The sequence below is a fragment of the Pseudomonas sp. Q2-TVG4-2 genome (genome assembly GCF_013620795.1).
Lineage (GTDB): Bacteria > Pseudomonadota > Gammaproteobacteria > Pseudomonadales > Pseudomonadaceae > Stutzerimonas.
On the sequence record NZ_LGLW01000012.1, the window covers coordinates 34,455 to 53,263 of the forward strand.

Genomic DNA, 18,809 nt, shown 5'->3' on the forward strand with positions numbered 1-18,809 from the left:
ATGAAGATTTCCCGCCAGCAGATGCTCGAAGGGCTGGTTTCAATCCTCGGCGACACCGCTGTGCTGCGCGACACGCAGGATGTTCAACGCTACGTCAGCGATTGGAGTGGCAGCCACCTGGGCACGCCGCTGGCCGTGGTCCGGCCGGCCGACACAGCGCAGGTAGCCGCGATCGTCCGGTTCTGCACGCAGCACCGCATTCCCATGGTGCCGCAAGGCGGGCATACCGGTCTGGTCGGCGGCGCGTTGCCCGACTGCGCACGACCGGAACTGGTGATCAGTCTCGAACGACTGAACCGCGTTCGTCAGATCGACCCCATCGGCTTCACGATGGCCGTTGATGCGGGTTGCGTGCTGGAACAGGTCAAGCAGGCCGCCGAGACGGCGGATTGCTACTTCCCGCTGGCGCTGGGCGCCCAAGGCAGTTGCCAGATCGGCGGCAACATCGCCACCAACGCCGGCGGGGTGAATGTGCTGCGCTACGGCATGATGCGCGAGCTGGTTTTGGGACTGGAGGTGGTGCTGCCTGACGGCCGTGTCTGGGAAAGCATGAATGCCCTGCGCAAGGACAACCGCGGCTACAACCTGCAGCAGCTGTTCATCGGCAGCGAAGGCACGCTGGGCATCGTCACCGGAGCCGTACTCAAGCTCTCGCCGCGCCCGCAGCGCACCCTCACGGTTTGGCTGGCCGTCGCGTCGGCCGCCGATGCGGTGCAGCTGTACACCCGTGCGCGGCGAGAGTGCTGCGAGATGTTGTCGGCCTTCGAGCTGATCCCTCGGATCGGCATGGAGCTGGCGTTCGAAGCCAATCCTCAGTTGTCCAATCCGCTGGCCGAGCCCTCCCCCTTCTACGTGCTGCTGGAGCTGAGCGTCTCCGGGCCGCTGGACTTACAAGGCTTGTTCGACGGTTTCCTCGAACGGGCCATGAGCGACGGTTTGGTGCACGATGGCGCGCTTGCCAGCAGTGGTGAACAGGCGCGCAGGCTATGGCTGATCCGTGAGGGCATGGTCGAAGGCCAGCGCCTGCGCGGCGAGCATCTACGAACCGATGTCTCGGTGCCCATCTCGTCCATCGCGGCGTTCGTCGATCAGGCGAGCAAGGCGGTCGCCGAGGTCTCGCCGCAGGCGACAAGCCTGGTCTATGGACACATCGGCGACGGTAACCTGCACTTCAACATCCTGCCGCCAGCCGAGCTCGCCAACACTTCAGTCACAGCCCTGCTGCTACAGATCGAGGAGGTGATATTCACCGTCCTGGATCGCTTCAATGGCAGCATCAGCGCCGAACATGGTATCGGGCGGGTCAAGCGAAATGCCTATTTGTCTCGAATCACGCAGGAGGACGTACAGCTGCTCAAGGGCCTGAAGGCCCTGTTCGACCCCCTGGACTTGATGAATGCCGGCCGCATCGTTCCGACGCAAGCGCGGACCGCAGCCGACTAGGCGCACCCTGCCCGGCTGGCCTGCAGCCGGGATTGGGTGCAAAGGTCAATGCGAGTGGCGCGGCTCCCCACGGTTGGCGATCACGCGCAAATAGAGCGTGGCAGGCTCTAGGCAACCGCCTGTCGAGAGCTGGCCGACCAGTTGCCGATACAGCTCCTGCCAGGGGGTTTGCGATTCCGGGATCATCGGTGCGGCGTCCGTGCGCCGTTGATCCAACTCACGCTCGTCGACCAGCAGATCGACGCTACGGTTGTCCAGATCTACGCGTAGCCGGTCGCCGGTGCGAAGAAGGGCCAGCCCGCCGCCCACCGCAGCCTCCGGCGACATGTTGAGGATGGAGGGGCTGGCCGAGGTACCGCTTTGGCGACCGTCGCCCAGGCATGGCAATGAATCTACCCCGCGACGGATCAGATCGGATGGCGGCGCCATGTTGACCACCTCGGCACTGCCCGGATAACCGACGGTGCCGCAGCCACGGATGACCAAGATGCAATGCTCGTCGATCTTCAGCGCCGTATCGTTGATCCGTGCGTGATAGTCCTCCGGCCCATCGAACACGATCGCCCGCGCCTCGAAACGGTTTTCGGCACCTGGGGTGGCCAGATAGGTTTTGCGGAAGGCTTCGCCAACCACCGACATCTTCATGATGGCGCTGTCGAAGAAATTGCCGCTGAACACGATGAAGCCGGCGCGGTGCTTGAGCGGGTCCCCATATGGGCGGATCACATCGCTGTCATGGGCCTGGGTCGCGGCAACGATCTCGCCAATGCTTTTGCCAGAAACGGTTGCGCAACCCTCGTGCAAGCGACCCGCCTTAAGCAGCTCGTGCATCACGGCCGGCACGCCGCCGGCACGGTGAAACCCTTCGCCCAGATACTTGCCGGCTGGCATGCAGTTGACCAGCAACGGCACCTCTTCACCGACGCGTTGCCAGTCAGTGAGCGACAGCTCAACGCCCGCATGGCGAGCGATGGCGATCAGATGCGGCGGACAATTGCTCGACGCACCGAGGGCTGAGGCCACGGCGATGGCGTTCTCGAATGCCTCTCGGGTCAAAATCTGCGATGGACGAACGTCCTCGAAAACCAGGTCGACGATCCGCTTGCCGGTGAGGTAAGCCATCTGACCGCGCTCGCGATAGGCCGCAGGAATGCTCGCGCAACCCGACAGCGACATGCCCAGCGCCTCGGCCAGCGCATTCATCGAAAGTGCAGTGCCCATGGTGTTGCAATGACCAATGGAGGGTGACGCTGCCGTCGTCATCTCCATGAACCCCTCGTAATCGATCTCGCCGGCCGACAACAGCTTACGGGCGTGCCACAGCACGGTGCCCGAGCCGATCAGTTCACCCTTGTGGTGGCCGTCGAGCATGGGCCCACCCGACAGAACGATCGCGGGCAGATCAGTTGTGGCGGCCGCCATCAGGCACGCCGGTGTGGTCTTATCGCAGCCCGTGGTGAGCACGACGCCGTCGAGCGGGTAGCCGTGAAGAATCTCCACCAGTCCGAGATAGGCGAGGTTGCGGTCCAGGCCTGCCGTAGGCCGGCGGGTCTGCTCGGCCAGTGGATGCACGGGAAACTCCATGGGAATGCCGCCCGCATCGCGTATGCCCGCCTTGACTCGCTGGGCCAGCTCGAGATGGTGCCGGTTACAGGGCGCCAGGTCGCTACCGGTCTGAGCAATACCGATGATCGGGCGGCCGGATTGCAGCTCGCCCCTAGTCAGCCCGTAGTTCATGTAGCGCTCGACGTAGATGGCGGTCATGTCGGCGTGGCTGGGGTCGTCGAACCATTGCTGGCTGCGGAGCGGTCGTTTGTGAGCTTGAGTCATGGGAGCCCTTCTTGTTCTCGCCGGCCGGGACGGTTCCGCGGCCGATCAGTTGTGGGTGCGCCAGCCGCCGAAACGCAGAGTGGAGATCAGATGGATCGTCCACAACACATTCAAGGAGCAGCAAGCCCGCTCGACACGGCTCAAAATGTTACCGATAACATCCGCATTGTAAAGCGCGATGAACGACCAGACCGACAACGGGCCACAGGTATACTCCGATGCCTCCCGTGACTGCCGGAACCTACGACGATGACCGAAGACATCCCCGCGACTGATGTATCGCTTCCACGTATGGCGGATGTTGCCAAGCTCGCCGGTGTCTCGAAGATGACGGTTTCGCGGGTGCTTGCTGGCAGAAACGTCAGCGAAAAGACCCGAACGCGCGTTCAGGAAGCGATCGAGAGCCTTGGTTACCTCCTCGATGCATCGGCCGGCACCCTATCAAGCGGGCGCTCCGAATTCATCGTCGCGCTGGTACCGTCGCTGAACAGTTCGAATTTCGCCGACACGGTGCGGGGCCTTAACGACAGCATCCGAGCGCAGGGACTGCGGCTGCTATTGGGTGACACCGATTATCATCCCGATCAGGAAGCGCTGCTGGTGCGGACATTGCTGCGGCACCGGCCGCTGGGCGTAATGCTGACCGGTAGCGCGCATCTGGATATCACGCGCAAGCTGCTACTGCAGTCCAACGTGCCGGTGGTTGAAACCTGGGACGTACCTGGCGAGCCGATCGACCAATCCGTGGGTTTTTCCAATGCCGAAGCCGCCGCAGCCATGGTCCGCTACCTGCATGGTTGCGGCTACAGGCGCATCGGCTTCATCGGCGGTGCGTCATCGCTTGACCACCGCGGGTTGCAACGACGTGAAGGCTATCTGCGAGCGCTCGCCGAGCTGGATCTCCATCCAAGGGCCGTCGAGCACGGCGAGTCACCTATCACCATGAGCCATGGCGGCGAAGCCATACGCCGCCTACTGGAACAATGGCCTGACACGGATGCGGTGATGTGCGTCAGCGATCTCTCCGCGTTCGGCGCGATCATGCATTGCCATCGTCAAGGCCTGAACGTACCGGACGATATCGGCATCGCCGGCTTCGGCGACTTCGAAGTATCGCGCCACTGCACGCCGACGATTACTACCGTCTCGGTCGATCCCTACCGAATCGGCTGGCGCGCCGGCGAATTGTTGCAGGCCAGCGCCGCCGCACAGCGCGAAGGCACGCCGAGACCCCGCGAGGTCTCGATCGTCGACTACCGGATACTTGCGCGCGAAAGCACGGCGCAGCCGCGCTAGCGGTCACTGTTCGATTCGGGTGCACTGTTCTATCTTTGCCTGTCGTTATGTCCGAGGTCCCGTTGCGGATCGATCTGGTCACGCACGCGCTGTTTCAGCTCCTTGGCTTCCGGAAAACCGCCGTCCCGCTTGCGCTCCCATAACTGCACCCCGTTGCAGGCAATGTGAAATGTACCGCCGGTAGCCGGTACCAGCGAGACCTTGCCCAGATCAGCGGCAAAGGTGGACAGCAGCTCCTGCGCCAACCAAGCAGCACGCAGCAGCCACTGGCATTGAGTGCAGTAGGTAATGACGATCTCCGGCTTGGCATCGGACATGACGGGGCGCTCGCTGTTGAAGGGACGCCTATAATAGCCGCCTTTTCGCAGCCATCCCGCCGGTGTTGCCATGTCCCGCCTACTGTTTCTGCTGATCGTCCTGATGCCGCTGACAGGATTCGCCGACGCCCAGCCCACCACCGGCCTGGTGCTGTCCGGCGGTGCGGCACGGGGGCTGGCGCATATCGGCGTGCTGAAAGCGCTGGAGGAGCACGGTGTGCACATCGACGCGATTGCCGGCACCAGTATGGGCGCAGTCATCGGTGGGCTCTACGCGGCGGGCTATAGCGTGGAAGAACTGGAAGAGCTGGCACTCGGTCTCGACTGGCAGCAGGTGCTGTCTGACGACCCGCCGCGTCAGGATGTTCCTTTCCGACGCAAGCAGGACGACCGCGACTTTCTGGTCAAGCGCAAACTCAGCTTTCGTGACGATGGCAGCCTCGGATTGCCGCTTGGCGTTATTCAAGGGCAGAACCTCGCCCTGCTGCTCGAGCGCCTTCTTGTGCACACCAGCGACACCCGTGACTTCGATCGTCTGCCGATTCCCTTCCGCGCGGTCGCAACGGATATCGCCAATGACAAGAAGGTCATCTTCCGCAGCGGCCACCTGCCCCAGGCGATTCGGGCCAGCATGTCGATCCCGGCGGTGTTCGCTCCGGTCGAGATAGAGGGTCGCCTGCTCGTCGATGGCGGTATGGTCGACAACATTCCCATGGATGTCGCCCGTGACATGGGCGTGGATCGACTGATCGTGGTGGACATCGGCTCGCCGTTGCAGCCTCGTGAGCAACTACTCACTGTTGTCGATGTACTCAACCAATCGATCACGATGATGACCCGGCGCAATTCCGAAGCACAGCTGGCGACCCTGCGCCCGGAAGACGTGCTGGTGCAACCGATGCTGGCGGGATTCGGCTCGACCGATTTCGGCCGGGCCCAACAGCTCATCGATGCGGGCTACCGAGCCGCCAGCGCGATGAACGGCCGGCTTAATGCCATGCGCAGCGAGAGCGGCGGCAATCTTGCGCTGAGCCTTGCCCGCTCAGCCGAGCCTCGCACCCCGTTGATTACCGCTGTGCGGATCGAGAATGACTCGAAAGTCGGTGACGCAGTGATCCGCCGGCATATCCGCCAGCAACTAGGCAAGCGGCTGGACCTTCAGGACCTGCAGAAAGACATGGGTACCCTGTACGGACTGGACTACTTCGAACAGGTCGAATACCGCGTCGTGCATGGCAACCCAGGCAATACGCTCGTCATCACCACCCGTGAGAAGCGCTCCGGCACCGACTACCTTCGCCTAGGCATCAACCTCTCGGATGATTTTCGCGGCGACAGTGCATTCAACATCGGCGCGAGTTATCGCAAAAATGGGATAAACGAGCTGGGCGCCGAGTGGCTGACGCGTCTGCAGCTGGGTGATCGCCAGGAGCTGTTCAGCGAGTTCTACCAACCACTGGATGCCGGCTCGCGTTGGTTCGTCGCGCCTAATTTGTTCGCTGAAACGCAGAACGTAGAGGCGATCTTGGATAACGACCCTATCGCCGAGTACCGTCTTCAGCGCTACGGCTACGGACTGAATATCGGTCGCCAGATTGCCAATAACGGCGAAATTCGCTTCGGCGTAGGTCAGGCGTGGGGCGAAGCGGATGTACGGGTCGGCGACCAGCAACTTCCGGATTTCACCTTCGAAGAAGGGTACTACCAGCTGCAGTATTCGTTCGACACGGTGGACAATGTCGACTTCCCTCATGAAGGCGAGAATATCGGACTTAACCTGCGCCAATACGACCCCAGCCTTGGTTCCGATCAACGCTATCGGCAGTGGGAATTCAATCTGGACAAGGCCGTCAGCTTTGGCCTGAATACGTTGGTCGTTGGGGGGCGTTACGGACGCACGTTGGATGATGCTGAGATCATAACCTCAAGCTTTCTACTTGGCGGCGCGCGGCAGCTTTCGGGCTTTCGCCAAGACGCCCTCTCCGGTCAGAACATTAGCCTGGCACGCATGATTTACTTTCGCCGAATGACACCGCGTTCGTTTCTGCCGCTGGACTTTCCGTTGTACCTGGGGGCATCGCTGGAACGCGGTCGCGCCTGGAATAACGATAACGAGTTCGACAGCGGCTACATCAATGCCGGCAGTGTCTTTGTCGGCTACGAGACGCCACTAGGGCCGTTGAACTTCAGTTATGGCCTGAACGATGAATCCGAGCGTGCGCTATACATGAATCTGGGTCGCAGCTTCTAGGCAGCTGTCCTGGCCTTCAGACTTTTAGAGAGCCTGATAGTCAGGACGCCGCTGGCTATCGTTTAACCAGATTGGCAAGAATGTGTTCATGCACCTGTTGACACTTGCGCAGATCCTCTTCGGCGATCCCGACGAACAGCTCCTCCCGAACCTGGGTGGAGATCGCCTCGATCTTCTGGATCAGTGGGCGGGCCGGAGCGCCCAAGGTGATGAGCTTGGCCCGCCGATCTCCGGGGGCCGGCTTGCGGTGCACCAAGCCCTGGGCCTCAAGGCCATCCAGCAACCTTGCGAGCGTCGGCCCCTCGACCGCTACGCTTTGTGCCAACTCGCGCTGGGTCGGGTCATGATCGAATCGGGCCAGATGCAGCAGAACCAGCCACCGAGCCTGCGATAAGCCAAGATCTGCGAGTCGACGATCCAGCTCAGCGCGCCAGCCACGCGAAAGTTGCGCCAATTGCATGGCGAAGCGGTGTTGGTCAGGGTACATGGAACGGTTTTCCCGCAAATACTAATTATTAGCGAGCTAACCACACCTCCAGAATGCTGGCAAGGCTACCATCGATGCAAGAACGTAACCGTGAATTGCTGGAGCTCCGCTCCGGGCGCATGTTCAAAAGGGGAGCGTTAGTAGGCGCCGCCGGCCGAAAGGCAGCATCCGAAGCGATTCAGAGCTCGAATTCGGCTTGCAGCGATGCCCGGACACAGAACAGAACGGCTTCCGGAACACGCCCGGCAAAGTGCTCAGCGATTGCCGCAACGGGTGGTAGCTCGCCTTCACCATCGAGGAAGGCCTCCTGAATCTCTCCGAGCAATTGCTCTGGCAGATCCAGGGCCTGTTCCAAGCTGAGCTGCTGCTGGCCAATCGCTTCGGCGAGCATGGCGTACACATTCTTCTCGCTGCAATCGAGCTGACGAGCGATCTGTGCCGGCGTCATGCCGGCGCGAGCCAGCGTGATCAGCTCATGGCGGATGTCGGCGGGCGACCTGACGGTACTCGCCGTGCCTTGCAGAACTTCCAGGAACGCTTGGCCATAGCGTTCCAGCTTGCGAGCACCGACGCCGCTGATGCGCGCCATATCGCTGAGGGAGCCCGGCTGGCTGCGGAGCATTTCCAACAGGGTCGCGTCCGGGAAAATCACATAGGGCGGTACGCCATGCTCTTCAGCCAGTTTACGGCGCAGCGTGCGCAGCGCCTCCCAGGTTTCGCGCTCCTCGCTGCGCACCAACTGACTCGCGGCGCTGACGGCTGACTTCGGCGCCTTGGCAGCCAGCTCGCGGCGCAGCTCCAAGGTCACCTCGCCGCGCAGTAAGGCTCGGCAGCTATCGCTGAGCCGCAGCCCTCCGAAACCCTCCAGATCGACATCCGCCAAACCGCGGGCAACCAGCTGGCGATACAGCGAGCGCCACTCCCCTTCCGATAGCGTCTTGCCAACACCGAACACGGACAGGTGTTGATGACCCAGGCTGCGAATCTTTTCATTGTCGCGGCCCAGCAGGATATCGACCAGATGCCCGACACCATAGCGCTGCCCGCTGCGGTAGATGGCCGACAGAGCCTGCCGTGCCGGTTCGGTGGCATTCCAGGTCTGGACTCCATCGACACAGTTATCGCAATGGCCGCAAGGCTCCGGCATCTGCTCATCGAAATAGGCCAGCAGGACCTGGCGACGGCAGCGGGTTTCCTCGCATAGTGAAAGCATGGCGTCGAGCTTATGCTGCTCGATCCGCTTGTGCCGCTCGTCACCTTCAGAGTTGTTAAGCATCTGCTTGAGGAAGATGACGTCCTGCAGGCCGTACGCCATCCAGGCATCGGCGGGCAGACCATCGCGACCCGCGCGGCCGGTTTCCTGGTAATAGGCTTCCAGCGACTTGGGCAGGTCCAGATGGGCGACGAAACGCACGCTGGGCTTATCGATGCCCATGCCGAAGGCGATGGTCGCCACCATGATCAGGCCTTCCTCATTGAGGAAGCGCTTCTGATGGAGGGCCCGCAGATCATTCGGCAGCCCCGCGTGGTAGGGCAGCGCCGGAAAACCCTGCTCGGTGAGGAAGGCGGCGATGTCATCGACCTTCTTGCGCGACATGCAATAGACGATGCCGGCATCGCCGCGGCGCTCGGCCAGGAACGTCATCAGCTGCTTACGCGGCTGCTCCTTCGGCACGATGCGATAGAAAATATTTGGCCGATCGAAACTGGAAAGGAAACGTTCGGCGTTCTCCAGATGCAGCCGCTGGACGATTTCTTCCCGCGTCCGCTTGTCAGCCGTGGCAGTGAGCGCGATGCGCGGGACGCTGGGGAAAAATTCAGCGAGCTGCCCGAGCTGTAGATACTCTGGACGGAAATCATGACCCCATTGCGAGACGCAATGGGCCTCGTCAATGGCAAACAGACCGATCTGCAGGCGCTGGAGAAACGCCAGCATGCGCGGCTGAACCAGTCTTTCAGGCGCGAGATAGAGCATCTTTATTTCGTTGCGCCGTAGGCGATCGGCAATGTCGCGCTGCTGTTCGGCCGTCAGTGTCGAATTGAGCGCAGCCGCCGCAACGCCAAGCTCCTCGAGCGTGGCCACCTGGTCGTCCATCAGCGCAATCAGCGGCGATACCACCACAGCCAGGCCATCACGAAGTAATGCAGGCACTTGGTAGCAGAGCGACTTGCCGCCGCCCGTGGGCATCAGAACCAGCGCATCATCGCCGCCGGCCACACGCTGGATGACCGCACCCTGGTTGCCACGAAACGCGTCATAGCCGAAAACGTCTTTTAGAATGCGCTGTGCCTGATCGAGCATGCCGGTCTCCGAAACAAGACGCGCGAGTATACGCGACACGAGCGCTGGGTTCAGGCGGAACACCACGATGACGCGATAGCCGGGTGGTCAGCGCCGTTACGGCGGAACTCCGTACGGATTTTTCTATCTGTCGAAGACGAAGGAGCTGAAAACTGACACAGCCACCGTAGCCTTTGAGCGCGCGGTAGCCGGGGACCCCCAGCTCGTCTAGAATCACCGCTGTCTTCTATCCAAGGTAGTCATCGATGTCATTCGCCGAGCAACTCGCCCGCCTGCAAGTGTTTCTGGATGCAGATGATCTGCACGAAGAGGCGCTGGATTACATCGCCGCGCACGGCTACCTGACTGCGTTGTGCATCTGTTCGGAGCAGATACCCGAGCGTGAGTGGATCGACGCGCTGTTCGCCGAGCCGCCCAAGTACGCCGACGACACCGAACGCGAAGCCATCGAAGCCACATTGATCCAACTCAAGGCGCATATCGCCCGCCAATTGGCCAGCGACGAAGACATGGAATTGCCATGCGACCTGGACCTGGGTGACGAACCGGATGAATCTGACATGCGCGGCTGGTGCATCGGATTCATGGAAGGCGTGTTCATGCGCGAGTCGGTGTGGTTCGAAGATTCCGAGGAAGAGGTCAGCGAGCTGCTGTTGCCGATCATGGTCGGTTCCGGATTATTCGACGAGCAACCCGAGTTCAGCGACATCGCAGCAGACCGCGACTTGGTCGACGAAATGGTTGCGCAAATTCCGGAAATCCTTACTGCGCTGTATCTGATCTGTCACGCACCCGAAGAGAAGCCGGCGCTTCTCAAACCGCGCAAGCACTGACACACGGATTCTCTCTTGGCCCACCGCGATATCCCGACGTATCGCAATCCGGTAGCGCGTTATGCGCTGCTGGTGGTCGGCTGGCTAAGCGTCGCGCTCGGCGTCATCGGCATTTTCCTGCCGATTCTGCCTACCACGCCCTTCCTTCTGCTCGCCGCCGCCTGCTTCGTGCGCAGCTCACAGCGTTTCTACAACTGGCTAGTGACACATCCACGGCTTGGCCCGTGGTTCCGAGATTATCTGGAGGGCAATGGCGTCCCGCTCAAGGGCAAGGTCTATGCGATCACGACGATGTGGCTGAGCATCAGCCTGTCCTGCTGGCTGGTGCCGCTGTTCTGGGCCCGCATCGCCATGCTGTTCACCGCGACCTTGGTGACCTTGTACATCCTCCGCCTAAAAACTCTTCCGCCGCGCTAATCCATTACTTCGTGCGCTCAGCGCGCGCGACAGCCGCCGTGATTGCGCTGAAAGACCTCGTCGCCCATGGCCTCGATCTGGGCGCTGATCATGACCTCGAAGGGTCTCAGCAATGCGTCGAATCGCCCCGCGCCTTCCAGCGTGTTCAACGCAACCACTATGGCTTCAAGCGTGGACAGCGCACCGGGCATCGGAGCCTTTCGCAACCGATAACGGGATGTCAGCCCCTCTGGAAGCGCCACCCGAGGCAGGTTCGCGAGGTGATGATTGAGATGCAGCAGCTTGCGGGCTTTGCGCCAAGTTCCATCCGGGACGATTAGCCGCAACGGCTTAGGCTCTCGCGCCAACTCTGCGAGTGGCACGGCATGCTCGCCTGGAAACAGCAGATAGCTTCCAACGCCATCATTGAGCGGCAGCTCGTCGAATACCTCTCCGGTTCGCAGCTCGGCATTGACCAGACCAAGCGCTGCGAGCCGCGCCGTATTCAGCGCATGTCCGGTTTCGCTCGGGTGCTGCAGGATTAACACAGCCGTGCGACTGGCAAGCGAGGGAATCAAGATACAGAGGCAGTGACTCAGGGGACGCTGACAACGCGGACATTGCGGACGGGGCATAGTTTCTCCTGGATAGAAGGCGAAGTCTGCCATATCCGACAGGAACGTAGCGGTCCGCTAAGCTAGTCGCGACTGCCGATACCGAGAGGCTCACCGATGATTACCCTGCACCATCTGGATAATTCCCGCTCGCAGCGCGTGCTCTGGCTGCTGGAAGAACTGCAGCTGCCTTACGAAATCAAGCGCTACGCCAGGGACCCGCAGACCATGCTGGCACCGGTCGAATTGAAAAAGGTGCATCCCTTGGGTAAATCGCCCGTCATCACGGACGGCGAGCTGACGCTGGCTGAGTCGGCGACCATCCTTGAATACCTCGTCGAGCGCTACGGCCAGGGCCGATTAGCCCCACCTGTGGGTTCACCTGAAAATCTTCGCTTTCGTTACTGGATGCACTACGCCGAGGGCTCGGCGATGCCTCCGCTTCTGCTCAAGCTGGTATTCGACCGCATTGCCAACGGACCTATGCCATTTGTCATCCGGCCGGTGGCCCGAGCCATCACCAAAGGCGCCAACAAGGCATTTATCGGCCCACAGCTAAAACTCCATCTGGATTACATGGAGAGCGAACTGGAGAAGAGCCAATGGTTTGCAGGAGAAGAGTTCAGCGCTGCGGATATTCAGATGAGCTTCCCGCTGGAAGCTGCCCAAGCCCGCGCCGGGCTTGGCGTCAGCCGCCCGAGGCTGAACGCTTTTCTACAACGGATACGTGACCGCCCCGCCTATCAGCGAGCCATAGAACGAGGTGGTCCGGTAATGCCCGGGCACTGAGCAATTCAGTCCCGGAGACTCAACGAGTCAGCGTCTTGGCGTCGCTGAATCGCTTCGCTGGGCGCGCACCGGAATCGGCTGCAGCCGAGGCGGATCGATGAAGCCAAGCGCCACTGCCAGATTCCACCACATGCTACTGAGCCATGCTTTCATGATGAACCCTCCTGCTTGGTAACGGGTCGTAGTAGAGCCATGGGCTTCATGGTCAGAATAACCCAAGAATTGCACGGTCGCTTGCGGCAGATGTTGCAGTTTGTGGCCGCCGTGCCCTTCTTCCGGCTCTATAAAATGCGACCCAGACTATCTACAGGCGTTCACCGCGCCGCGCTACTCACTGGGTGGTTTTCAGCCTACGTCTGTACGGAAAGACGTCGATCACCTTGCCGTCACTTATCGCTTGCTGCAGACCTTTCCAATAAGCGGCGTCATACAGCTCACCGTGCAGCTTGGCAAACAGCCGGCGCTGCCGAATATCAGCGAACAAAAAGCGTGGAAACTCCTCAGGGAATACATCGTTCGGGCCGACGGAATACCAAGGCTCGGAAGCCATCTCATCTTCGGGGTAACGCGCCTCGGGGAAGTAGCGGAAGTTCACCTCGGTGAGGAAGCAGATCTCATCGTAGTCGTAGAACACCACCCTGCCATGACGGGTCACGCCGAAGTTTTTCAATAGCATGTCGCCCGGAAAGATATTGGCCGCAGCGAGTTGCTTGATCGCCAACCCATAATCTTCCAGCGCTTCGTGGATCTGCTGCTCGCTGGCGTTCTCCACGTAGATATTCAGGGGGGTCATCCGCCGCTCTGTCCAGCAGTGCCGTACCAGAACCGTATCGCCTTGGACCTCGACTGTTGAGGGCGCAACCTCCAGCAGTTCTGCCAGGCAGTCGGGCTCGAACTTCGACTTGGGAAAGCGAAAATCCGCAAACTCCTGCGTATCGGCCATGCGACCTACCCGATCGACGCTCTTCACCAGTCGGTACTTCTCGATCACCGTTGCGCGACTGACGTTCTTGGCGTGGGAAAATCGATCCTTGATGATCTTGAACACCGTATTGAAGCCCGGCAGCGTGAACACGCTCATCACCATACCGCGCACCCCCGGCGCCATGATGAAGCGGTCATCGGTGGTTGCCAGGTGGTTGATCAACGCGCGATAAAATTCCGACTTGCCATGCTTGTAGAAACCGATGGATGTATAGAGCTCGGCGATATGCTTGCCTGGCATGATGCGCTTGAGGAAGCTGATGAAATCCGCCGGAATCGGTACCTCGACCATGAAATACGAGCGCGTAAAAGAAAAGATGATCGAGACTTCCGCCTCGTCAGTGATCAGCGCATCGGCGACAAGACCGGCGCCCTCATGGTTCAGCAGCGGGATCACGAGTGGCCACTGCTCATCGCAGGTGAAGACCCGCCCGATCAGGTAGGCGCCTTTGTTGCGATACAGTACCGAGCAGAAGAGTTCGACCGTGAGCTCTGGGTCCTTGCACACCCAGTCCGGCAAGGACACTTGCAGTTGCGCCTCGAGCCTTTGCAGGTCTCCACTCAGGTCCGCGTATGGCACAGCGAAAGCAAAGTCATCGAAGATCTGCGCGAGCATGTCGTGTAAGTCACCGCCGGGCTGATACCGGCGCGTCTGCGTCATCCGCTCATGGGCACGATTCCCTGGCCGAGTGCTATGGATGAACATGGTGCCGTCGCTGATGCAGTCATGGCTGAACAGCGTGCAGAAAATTGAGTTGTACCAGGTCTCTGACAACTCATCGTCGAAGCGTAAATTGATCTGGTTGATATAGGCACTTTTTACCCGTGGCCAGCGCTGCACATCCAATAGCGCTTCGGCGTCGAACGCCGAGCGCAGGGTCGCTGCGGTTTCACCGACCTTTTGCTCATACAGATTGATACGAGCCGCCGATGCACGCTGGGCTTCCTGCCACTGGGCCTGCTCGAAGCGAGACCTTGCCCCGTTGGTGATCAAGCGGAAGTGCTCACGATAGTCATCGAAGCCCAGCAGGATCTGCCGGGCAATCTCGGCATCCACTGATATCTGGTCCATTTGATTGGTCTCGCTACGGCGGAAGCCCGAGCTTAGCCAGTGGCTGGCCGTAATGAAAGGTATCGCAACGGGGATGGGAAGCAGTTTAAAAGCGCGATCCGGCTTGCCAGATAGGCAGCACTCGCCAACACTCCGATGTCCCGCCTCCGGAGCCTTCCCATGCGCCCTTCAGACCTTCTGCGTCTTCTCGGCCTCGCTGCTATCTGGGGCGCCAGTTTCCTATTCATGCGGATCATCGCACCAGAGCTCGGGACTTTCCCCACCGCATTCTTCCGTGTGCTATTCGCGTGCGTTGGCCTGCTGGCGATCCTGACGCTGATGCGTGTTCGCTGGGATTTTCGCGGCAAGCTGAAGCTATGTCTGGTTCTGGGAATGATCAATTCCGGTGTCCCTTTCGCGCTCTATGCACTGGCAGCGCAGTTTCTGCCAACCGGCTATTCCGCCATTTTTAACGCGACTACGCCGATGATGGGTGTACTCATCGGTGCGTTGTTTTTTGCCGAAGCGCTAACGGTGGAGAAAATGATCGGCGTGCTGTTTGGGCTGGGCGGCGTGGCGCTGCTAACTCGCACTGGCCCCGTGGCGTTCGACGCACAGCTGCTGATTGGTGCGCTCGCATGTCTCGGCGCAACGGCATGTTATGGATTCGGGGGCTTCCTGACCCGGCGCTGGATCAACCAGCACGGCGGACTGAGCAGCGAGTTGGTTGCCTTCGGCAGTCAGGCCGGAGCAGTGCTGTGTCTGCTGCCCCTGTTTGCCATATCGTTGCTGATATCGCCGCCGGCTTCCTGGGGCGGCGGGGCGGTCTGGCTTAGCCTGCTCGGGCTCGGTATCGGCTGCACGGCGTTCGCCTATATTCTTTACTTCCGGCTGCTTGCTGATATCGGCCCGGTTCGAACCCTGACGGTGACCTTTATCATTCCACCGTTCGGTGTGCTTTGGGGAGCATTGTTTCTTGGTGAGCCGTTGGACTGGGCCTATGTCTACGGCGGCGCGCTGATCGCCGTTGCGCTCTGGCTTGTGCTGAAGCAAGCGCCGGCCACTACTGTGGCGATGCCTGCCCCCGAAACGACTAGCGACGATCCGGCGCTTGCTGGAATACCAGAGCGAGCCCAAACACCATCCACATCATGCCGACCAGACTGAGCGTCACAAGCCGGTTGCCAATACGAGGGAATCCACACATCCCTTAGGTCGGTGTTTTAGGTGTGGAGGGCTTCGACGAACCTCTTTTTTCGCCCGTCCCGCTCTTTCGATAACGTTGGAATGGCTTTCGGTAGCGTGAAAGATGTTGTATACATTTGTGTATAGTTTTCACCGCATCATGTATACAATCTTAAAACGCCCCTTACCAGCTTGCGGCAATCACGCCAGCGGGCGCCAACAACCAAGATGGGAGTTATATGGCAAACACCAAGTACTACGCACCCACTGGGGGCCACCCAGCGCAGACCGAACTGCTGACCGACCGTGCGATGTTCACCGAGGCCTATGCCATCATCCCGAAAGGCGTGATGCGCGACATCGTCACGAGCCACTTGCCGTTCTGGGACAACATGCGTATGTGGGTTCTATCCCGCCCGCTGTCCGGCTTCGCGGAGACCTTCTCCCAATACATCGTGGAACTGGCCGAAGGAGGCGGCAGTGACCAGCCCGAACAAGACCCGAATGCCGAAGGCGTGCTGTTCGTGGTCGATGGTGAGTTCACTCTGACGCTCGAAGGCACCAAGCACGCCATGCGCCCCGGTAGCTATGCCTTCATCCCGCCAGCCTCCGATTGGAGTCTACGCAACAACAACGCCTCCCCTGCGCGCTTTCACTGGATTCGCAAGTACTACCAGGCGGTCAAAGGCCTACCTCACCCCGAAGCCTTTGTGACCAACGAGCAGGATATCGAGCCGATAGCGATGCCGGGCACCGACGGCAAGTGGGTCACCACCCGATTCGTCGACATGCGCGACATGCGGCATGACATGCACGTGAACATCGTGACATTTGAGCCCGGTGCAGTGATTCCCTTTGCCGAAACTCACGTCATGGAACACGGCCTGTATGTACTCGAAGGGAAGGCCGTTTATCGCCTGAACCAGGATTGGGTTGAGGTGGAAGCTGGCGACTATATGTGGTTGCGCGCCTTCTGCCCGCAGGCTTGTTACTCTGGCGGCCCCGGCAAGTTCCGTTATCTTCTATATAAGGACGTGAACCGCCACATGGATCTGGGCAAGTATAATCACCGGCCCTAGCCTTAGCATCGAACGCCCTCCCCCCCTCTTGGCACTGAGGGCGTTTTCATTTCAGGTCCGGCTAAGCGCACGGTTACTGTGCCATCCAGTACGGCATCAGCGGGAGCGAGGATAGTCGATACCTCGTTGCGGTACGAGCCGCTGGTCAACACCATTCCCCGAGCTAACCGCTCATCGAAGTGCGTAGACCCCGCATGAATGCCTTCCTTGATTCAACGTGGCTGCGGTCGTTTCGTCTAACTCGGCCGGTCGTGACGCCTGCATATTTGGCTGATGTTCTATGCTGGTGTGGTCTTAATGGCCGCGCCGTCCGCCGAGCTATCCTGAATGCCGAGGAGCCCGCATGCCCAGCTTCGAATACCTGCTCACCTGCCTGGTCGTGGTACTGGTACCGGGCGCTGGCGTGATCTATACGGTTTCAACGGCGCTGGTGCACGGGCGTCGCGCGGGCGTCCTGGCGGCCCTGGCATGCACGTTAGGGATCCTGCCTCATCTGCTAGCAACCATTTTCGGAATCGCAGCGATCCTACATTCCAGCGCCCTGGTCTTCGAAGCCCTTCGGTACGCCGGTGTCGCCTACCTGCTCTACCTCGCCTATGCCACCTGGCGGGATCGATCCGCCCTCGCGGCGGAGGCCTATGGCGCACCGCTCAGTGCCCGAAGCCTGGTGACCAAGGCGATGCTGATCAACCTTCTCAACCCAAAGCTGACGATCTTCTTTCTGGCGTTCCTGCCGCAATTCGTCCGGCCAGGCGGGGATAGTGAACTCGCACAGCTGCTCGGACTCAGCGCGACCTTCATGCTTATAACCTTCGTTATCTTCGCGCTCTACGGATTTCTGGCCGACGCCTTCCGCAAAGCGGTCATCGAATCGGAGCGAGTTCGGGCCTGGCTGCGCCGGGGGTTTGCTGCGTCTTTCGCAGGGCTTGGGGCCAACCTAGCGTTATCTGACAGATAGGTAAGCTCCGCAGAATTTTCTAAGCAGAACGCCGAGAATGTTTGGGATAATGCGGCCCCCCCTGGCCGCAAACATCCGTCTGTCCTGGCACAGATGACTGGCTGATCTTGATAGCCAGTCGACAACGCTGGTCGGCCACTGTCCCTAGTGTTTCGCGGCTAAGCCTGCCTTCGCCTGGACTGCAATACCGCGGGTGACCGCCATGACGAATGCCGTCAGCGCTGCGCAGCTGGTTGTCTCCGGTAGGCCGCCCTCCTCCCGGCCTGCTCGAAGCACGCGCGCAGCGCGGTCTCCCCGTCTGCCCGTGCCTCTCAGCCCCCCGAATCTACTCGGCATCGCCAGATGCCGGCCACGCCGGAGATGTCGGGCCACCCAAAGCGATACGGATTGCATATTGAGTTCGGCCACGTGGCGCAGGATGTGCTCAACCACTTCCCTGATATCGGCTGCGCCAATACCGCCGGTAAGAAAGCGGGGGGAGTACTTTCTCTGACTCGTGGGGGCTTGGTCATCGACGGTCCGTACGGACAATTCGATGAGAACGGCAATCCGACGTCGTCGCTGCACCGTACGAACGATTCGGTCTGGAAAAAGGCCAGAGCCAGGCAGCGAAGCAGTATCAGGACGAATACCTTCGGCCGCCTCTCGACGGCTTCGCCTTGGTCAGGATACATGGCCTCAAACACACGTTCGGCAGGAGGCTGCGGGCCGCCGAGGGTAAAGGACGAACACAGGAAAGTGCTTCTAGAGGCACCAGAACGGCAGCGTCACTAGCCATTATTCAGCGGCCGAGCTCGGTCAGCTGATTGAAGCCGCCAACAGGTATCAGCAACCGATTCACGCGCTCCGGCGCTCACGATCCTGAAGAGGAGACAGGGATAGAAAAAAACAGCGTAGGCACCCGGAAAGTTGCTAGGCCAAAAACAACTAAGCCACCCGAAGGTGGCTAAGTCATTGATCATATTGGTCGGGACGGAGTGATTCGAACACTCGA

General features: G+C 60.4%; 16 protein-coding genes and 1 pseudogene. 10 read left to right on the forward strand and 7 right to left on the reverse strand.

The window, feature by feature from the left end; all coding sequences use genetic code 11:
* Window positions 1-1,443, forward strand: a complete 1,443-nt coding sequence (locus H3028_RS19370) for an FAD-binding oxidoreductase (RefSeq protein WP_181298855.1) — start codon at window positions 1-3, stop codon at window positions 1,441-1,443.
* 45 nt (window positions 1,444-1,488) lie between these two features.
* Here H3028_RS19370 and H3028_RS19375 read toward each other — a convergent pair whose 3' ends face one another.
* The gene (locus tag H3028_RS19375; RefSeq protein ID WP_181298856.1) at window positions 1,489-3,273 is read right to left on the reverse strand and encodes an IlvD/Edd family dehydratase; all 1,785 of its coding nucleotides are present in this window, start codon (window positions 3,271-3,273) and stop codon (window positions 1,489-1,491) included.
* A gap of 249 nt (window positions 3,274-3,522) precedes the next feature.
* On the opposite strand from H3028_RS19375, the gene H3028_RS19380 reads away from it, so the two are divergent.
* Window positions 3,523-4,569 (forward strand): LacI family DNA-binding transcriptional regulator, encoded by a 1,047-nt coding sequence (locus H3028_RS19380; RefSeq protein ID WP_219920280.1) that lies wholly within the window; start codon window positions 3,523-3,525, stop codon window positions 4,567-4,569.
* Window positions 4,570-4,598: 29 nt separating this feature from the next.
* On the opposite strand, the gene H3028_RS19385 is transcribed toward H3028_RS19380, so the two are convergent.
* Window positions 4,599-4,886, reverse strand: a complete 288-nt coding sequence (locus tag H3028_RS19385) for a SelT/SelW/SelH family protein (protein WP_181298857.1) — start codon at window positions 4,884-4,886, stop codon at window positions 4,599-4,601.
* A gap of 70 nt (window positions 4,887-4,956) precedes the next feature.
* On the opposite strand from H3028_RS19385, the gene H3028_RS19390 reads away from it, so the two are divergent.
* Window positions 4,957-7,137: a patatin-like phospholipase family protein gene (locus tag H3028_RS19390; RefSeq protein ID WP_181298858.1), complete on the forward strand. Its 2,181-nt coding sequence runs from the start codon at window positions 4,957-4,959 to the stop codon at window positions 7,135-7,137.
* Between the two features lie 55 nt (window positions 7,138-7,192).
* Here the strand turns inward: H3028_RS19390 and H3028_RS19395 are convergent, their stop codons facing one another.
* Entirely contained in the window at window positions 7,193-7,624 is a 432-nt protein-coding gene (locus H3028_RS19395) for a MarR family transcriptional regulator (protein WP_181298859.1), read from the reverse strand.
* A gap of 178 nt (window positions 7,625-7,802) precedes the next feature.
* Entirely contained in the window at window positions 7,803-9,926 is a 2,124-nt protein-coding gene (gene recQ, locus H3028_RS19400; protein ID WP_181298860.1) for a DNA helicase RecQ, read from the reverse strand.
* Window positions 9,927-10,171: 245 nt separating this feature from the next.
* Here recQ and H3028_RS19405 point away from each other — a divergent pair, with 245 nt between their 5' ends.
* Together H3028_RS19405 and H3028_RS19410 are read left to right on the forward strand one after the other, a co-directional pair.
* On the forward strand, window positions 10,172-10,759 hold the full coding sequence (locus H3028_RS19405; protein WP_181298861.1) for a YecA family protein: 588 nt from the start codon (window positions 10,172-10,174) through the stop codon (window positions 10,757-10,759).
* A gap of 15 nt (window positions 10,760-10,774) precedes the next feature.
* The gene (locus tag H3028_RS19410; protein WP_181298862.1) at window positions 10,775-11,176 is read left to right on the forward strand and encodes a YbaN family protein; all 402 of its coding nucleotides are present in this window, start codon (window positions 10,775-10,777) and stop codon (window positions 11,174-11,176) included.
* Window positions 11,177-11,193: 17 nt separating this feature from the next.
* Here H3028_RS19410 and H3028_RS19415 read toward each other — a convergent pair whose 3' ends face one another.
* A complete protein-coding gene (locus H3028_RS19415) occupies window positions 11,194-11,790 on the reverse strand; it encodes a tRNA-uridine aminocarboxypropyltransferase (protein ID WP_181298863.1) in 597 nt (198 codons plus the stop codon).
* Between the two features lie 96 nt (window positions 11,791-11,886).
* Here H3028_RS19415 and H3028_RS19420 point away from each other — a divergent pair, with 96 nt between their 5' ends.
* Window positions 11,887-12,558: a glutathione S-transferase family protein gene (locus H3028_RS19420; protein ID WP_181298864.1), complete on the forward strand. Its 672-nt coding sequence runs from the start codon at window positions 11,887-11,889 to the stop codon at window positions 12,556-12,558.
* Window positions 12,559-12,585: 27 nt separating this feature from the next.
* On the opposite strand, the gene H3028_RS21355 is transcribed toward H3028_RS19420, so the two are convergent.
* Window positions 12,586-12,711, reverse strand: coding sequence for a PA1414 family protein (locus H3028_RS21355; protein WP_258237852.1), 126 nt, complete (start codon window positions 12,709-12,711; stop codon window positions 12,586-12,588).
* 178 nt (window positions 12,712-12,889) lie between these two features.
* Window positions 12,890-14,614, reverse strand: coding sequence for a bifunctional isocitrate dehydrogenase kinase/phosphatase (gene aceK, locus H3028_RS19425; protein WP_181298865.1), 1,725 nt, complete (start codon window positions 14,612-14,614; stop codon window positions 12,890-12,892).
* Window positions 14,615-14,773: 159 nt separating this feature from the next.
* Here aceK and H3028_RS19430 point away from each other — a divergent pair, with 159 nt between their 5' ends.
* The 4 genes and pseudogenes from H3028_RS19430 to H3028_RS21360 form a co-directional block, all read left to right on the forward strand.
* Window positions 14,774-15,760 (forward strand): DMT family transporter, encoded by a 987-nt coding sequence (locus H3028_RS19430; RefSeq protein WP_258237853.1) that lies wholly within the window; start codon window positions 14,774-14,776, stop codon window positions 15,758-15,760.
* A 257-nt stretch (window positions 15,761-16,017) separates the two neighbouring features.
* Complete coding sequence (locus H3028_RS19435; protein ID WP_181298866.1) at window positions 16,018-16,857, forward strand: bifunctional allantoicase/(S)-ureidoglycine aminohydrolase; 840 nt, start codon at window positions 16,018-16,020, stop codon at window positions 16,855-16,857.
* 343 nt (window positions 16,858-17,200) lie between these two features.
* Complete coding sequence (locus H3028_RS19440) at window positions 17,201-17,815, forward strand: LysE family translocator (RefSeq protein WP_181298867.1); 615 nt, start codon at window positions 17,201-17,203, stop codon at window positions 17,813-17,815.
* Window positions 17,816-18,346: 531 nt separating this feature from the next.
* Window positions 18,347-18,697 (forward strand): annotated as a pseudogene (locus tag H3028_RS21360) (site-specific integrase); the annotation flags it as partial.
* Between the last annotated feature and the right edge of the window lie 112 nt (window positions 18,698-18,809).

Coding starts and splice junctions, on each gene's coding strand:
- H3028_RS19370 (WP_181298855.1), top strand. CDS start 1: ATGAAGATTTCCCGCCAGCAGATGCTCGAAGGGCTGGTTTCAATCCTC.
- H3028_RS19375 (WP_181298856.1), bottom strand. CDS start 3,273: ATGACTCAAGCTCACAAACGACCGCTCCGCAGCCAGCAATGGTTCGAC.
- H3028_RS19380 (WP_219920280.1), top strand. CDS start 3,523: ATGACCGAAGACATCCCCGCGACTGATGTATCGCTTCCACGTATGGCG.
- H3028_RS19385 (WP_181298857.1), bottom strand. CDS start 4,886: ATGTCCGATGCCAAGCCGGAGATCGTCATTACCTACTGCACTCAATGC.
- H3028_RS19390 (WP_181298858.1), top strand. CDS start 4,957: ATGTCCCGCCTACTGTTTCTGCTGATCGTCCTGATGCCGCTGACAGGA.
- H3028_RS19395 (WP_181298859.1), bottom strand. CDS start 7,624: ATGTACCCTGACCAACACCGCTTCGCCATGCAATTGGCGCAACTTTCG.
- recQ (WP_181298860.1), bottom strand. CDS start 9,926: ATGCTCGATCAGGCACAGCGCATTCTAAAAGACGTTTTCGGCTATGAC.
- H3028_RS19405 (WP_181298861.1), top strand. CDS start 10,172: ATGTCATTCGCCGAGCAACTCGCCCGCCTGCAAGTGTTTCTGGATGCA.
- H3028_RS19415 (WP_181298863.1), bottom strand. CDS start 11,790: ATGCCCCGTCCGCAATGTCCGCGTTGTCAGCGTCCCCTGAGTCACTGC.
- H3028_RS19420 (WP_181298864.1), top strand. CDS start 11,887: ATGATTACCCTGCACCATCTGGATAATTCCCGCTCGCAGCGCGTGCTC.
- H3028_RS21355 (WP_258237852.1), bottom strand. CDS start 12,711: ATGAAAGCATGGCTCAGTAGCATGTGGTGGAATCTGGCAGTGGCGCTT.
- aceK (WP_181298865.1), bottom strand. CDS start 14,614: ATGGACCAGATATCAGTGGATGCCGAGATTGCCCGGCAGATCCTGCTG.
- H3028_RS19430 (WP_258237853.1), top strand. CDS start 14,774: ATGCGCCCTTCAGACCTTCTGCGTCTTCTCGGCCTCGCTGCTATCTGG.
- H3028_RS19435 (WP_181298866.1), top strand. CDS start 16,018: ATGGCAAACACCAAGTACTACGCACCCACTGGGGGCCACCCAGCGCAG.
- H3028_RS19440 (WP_181298867.1), top strand. CDS start 17,201: ATGCCCAGCTTCGAATACCTGCTCACCTGCCTGGTCGTGGTACTGGTA.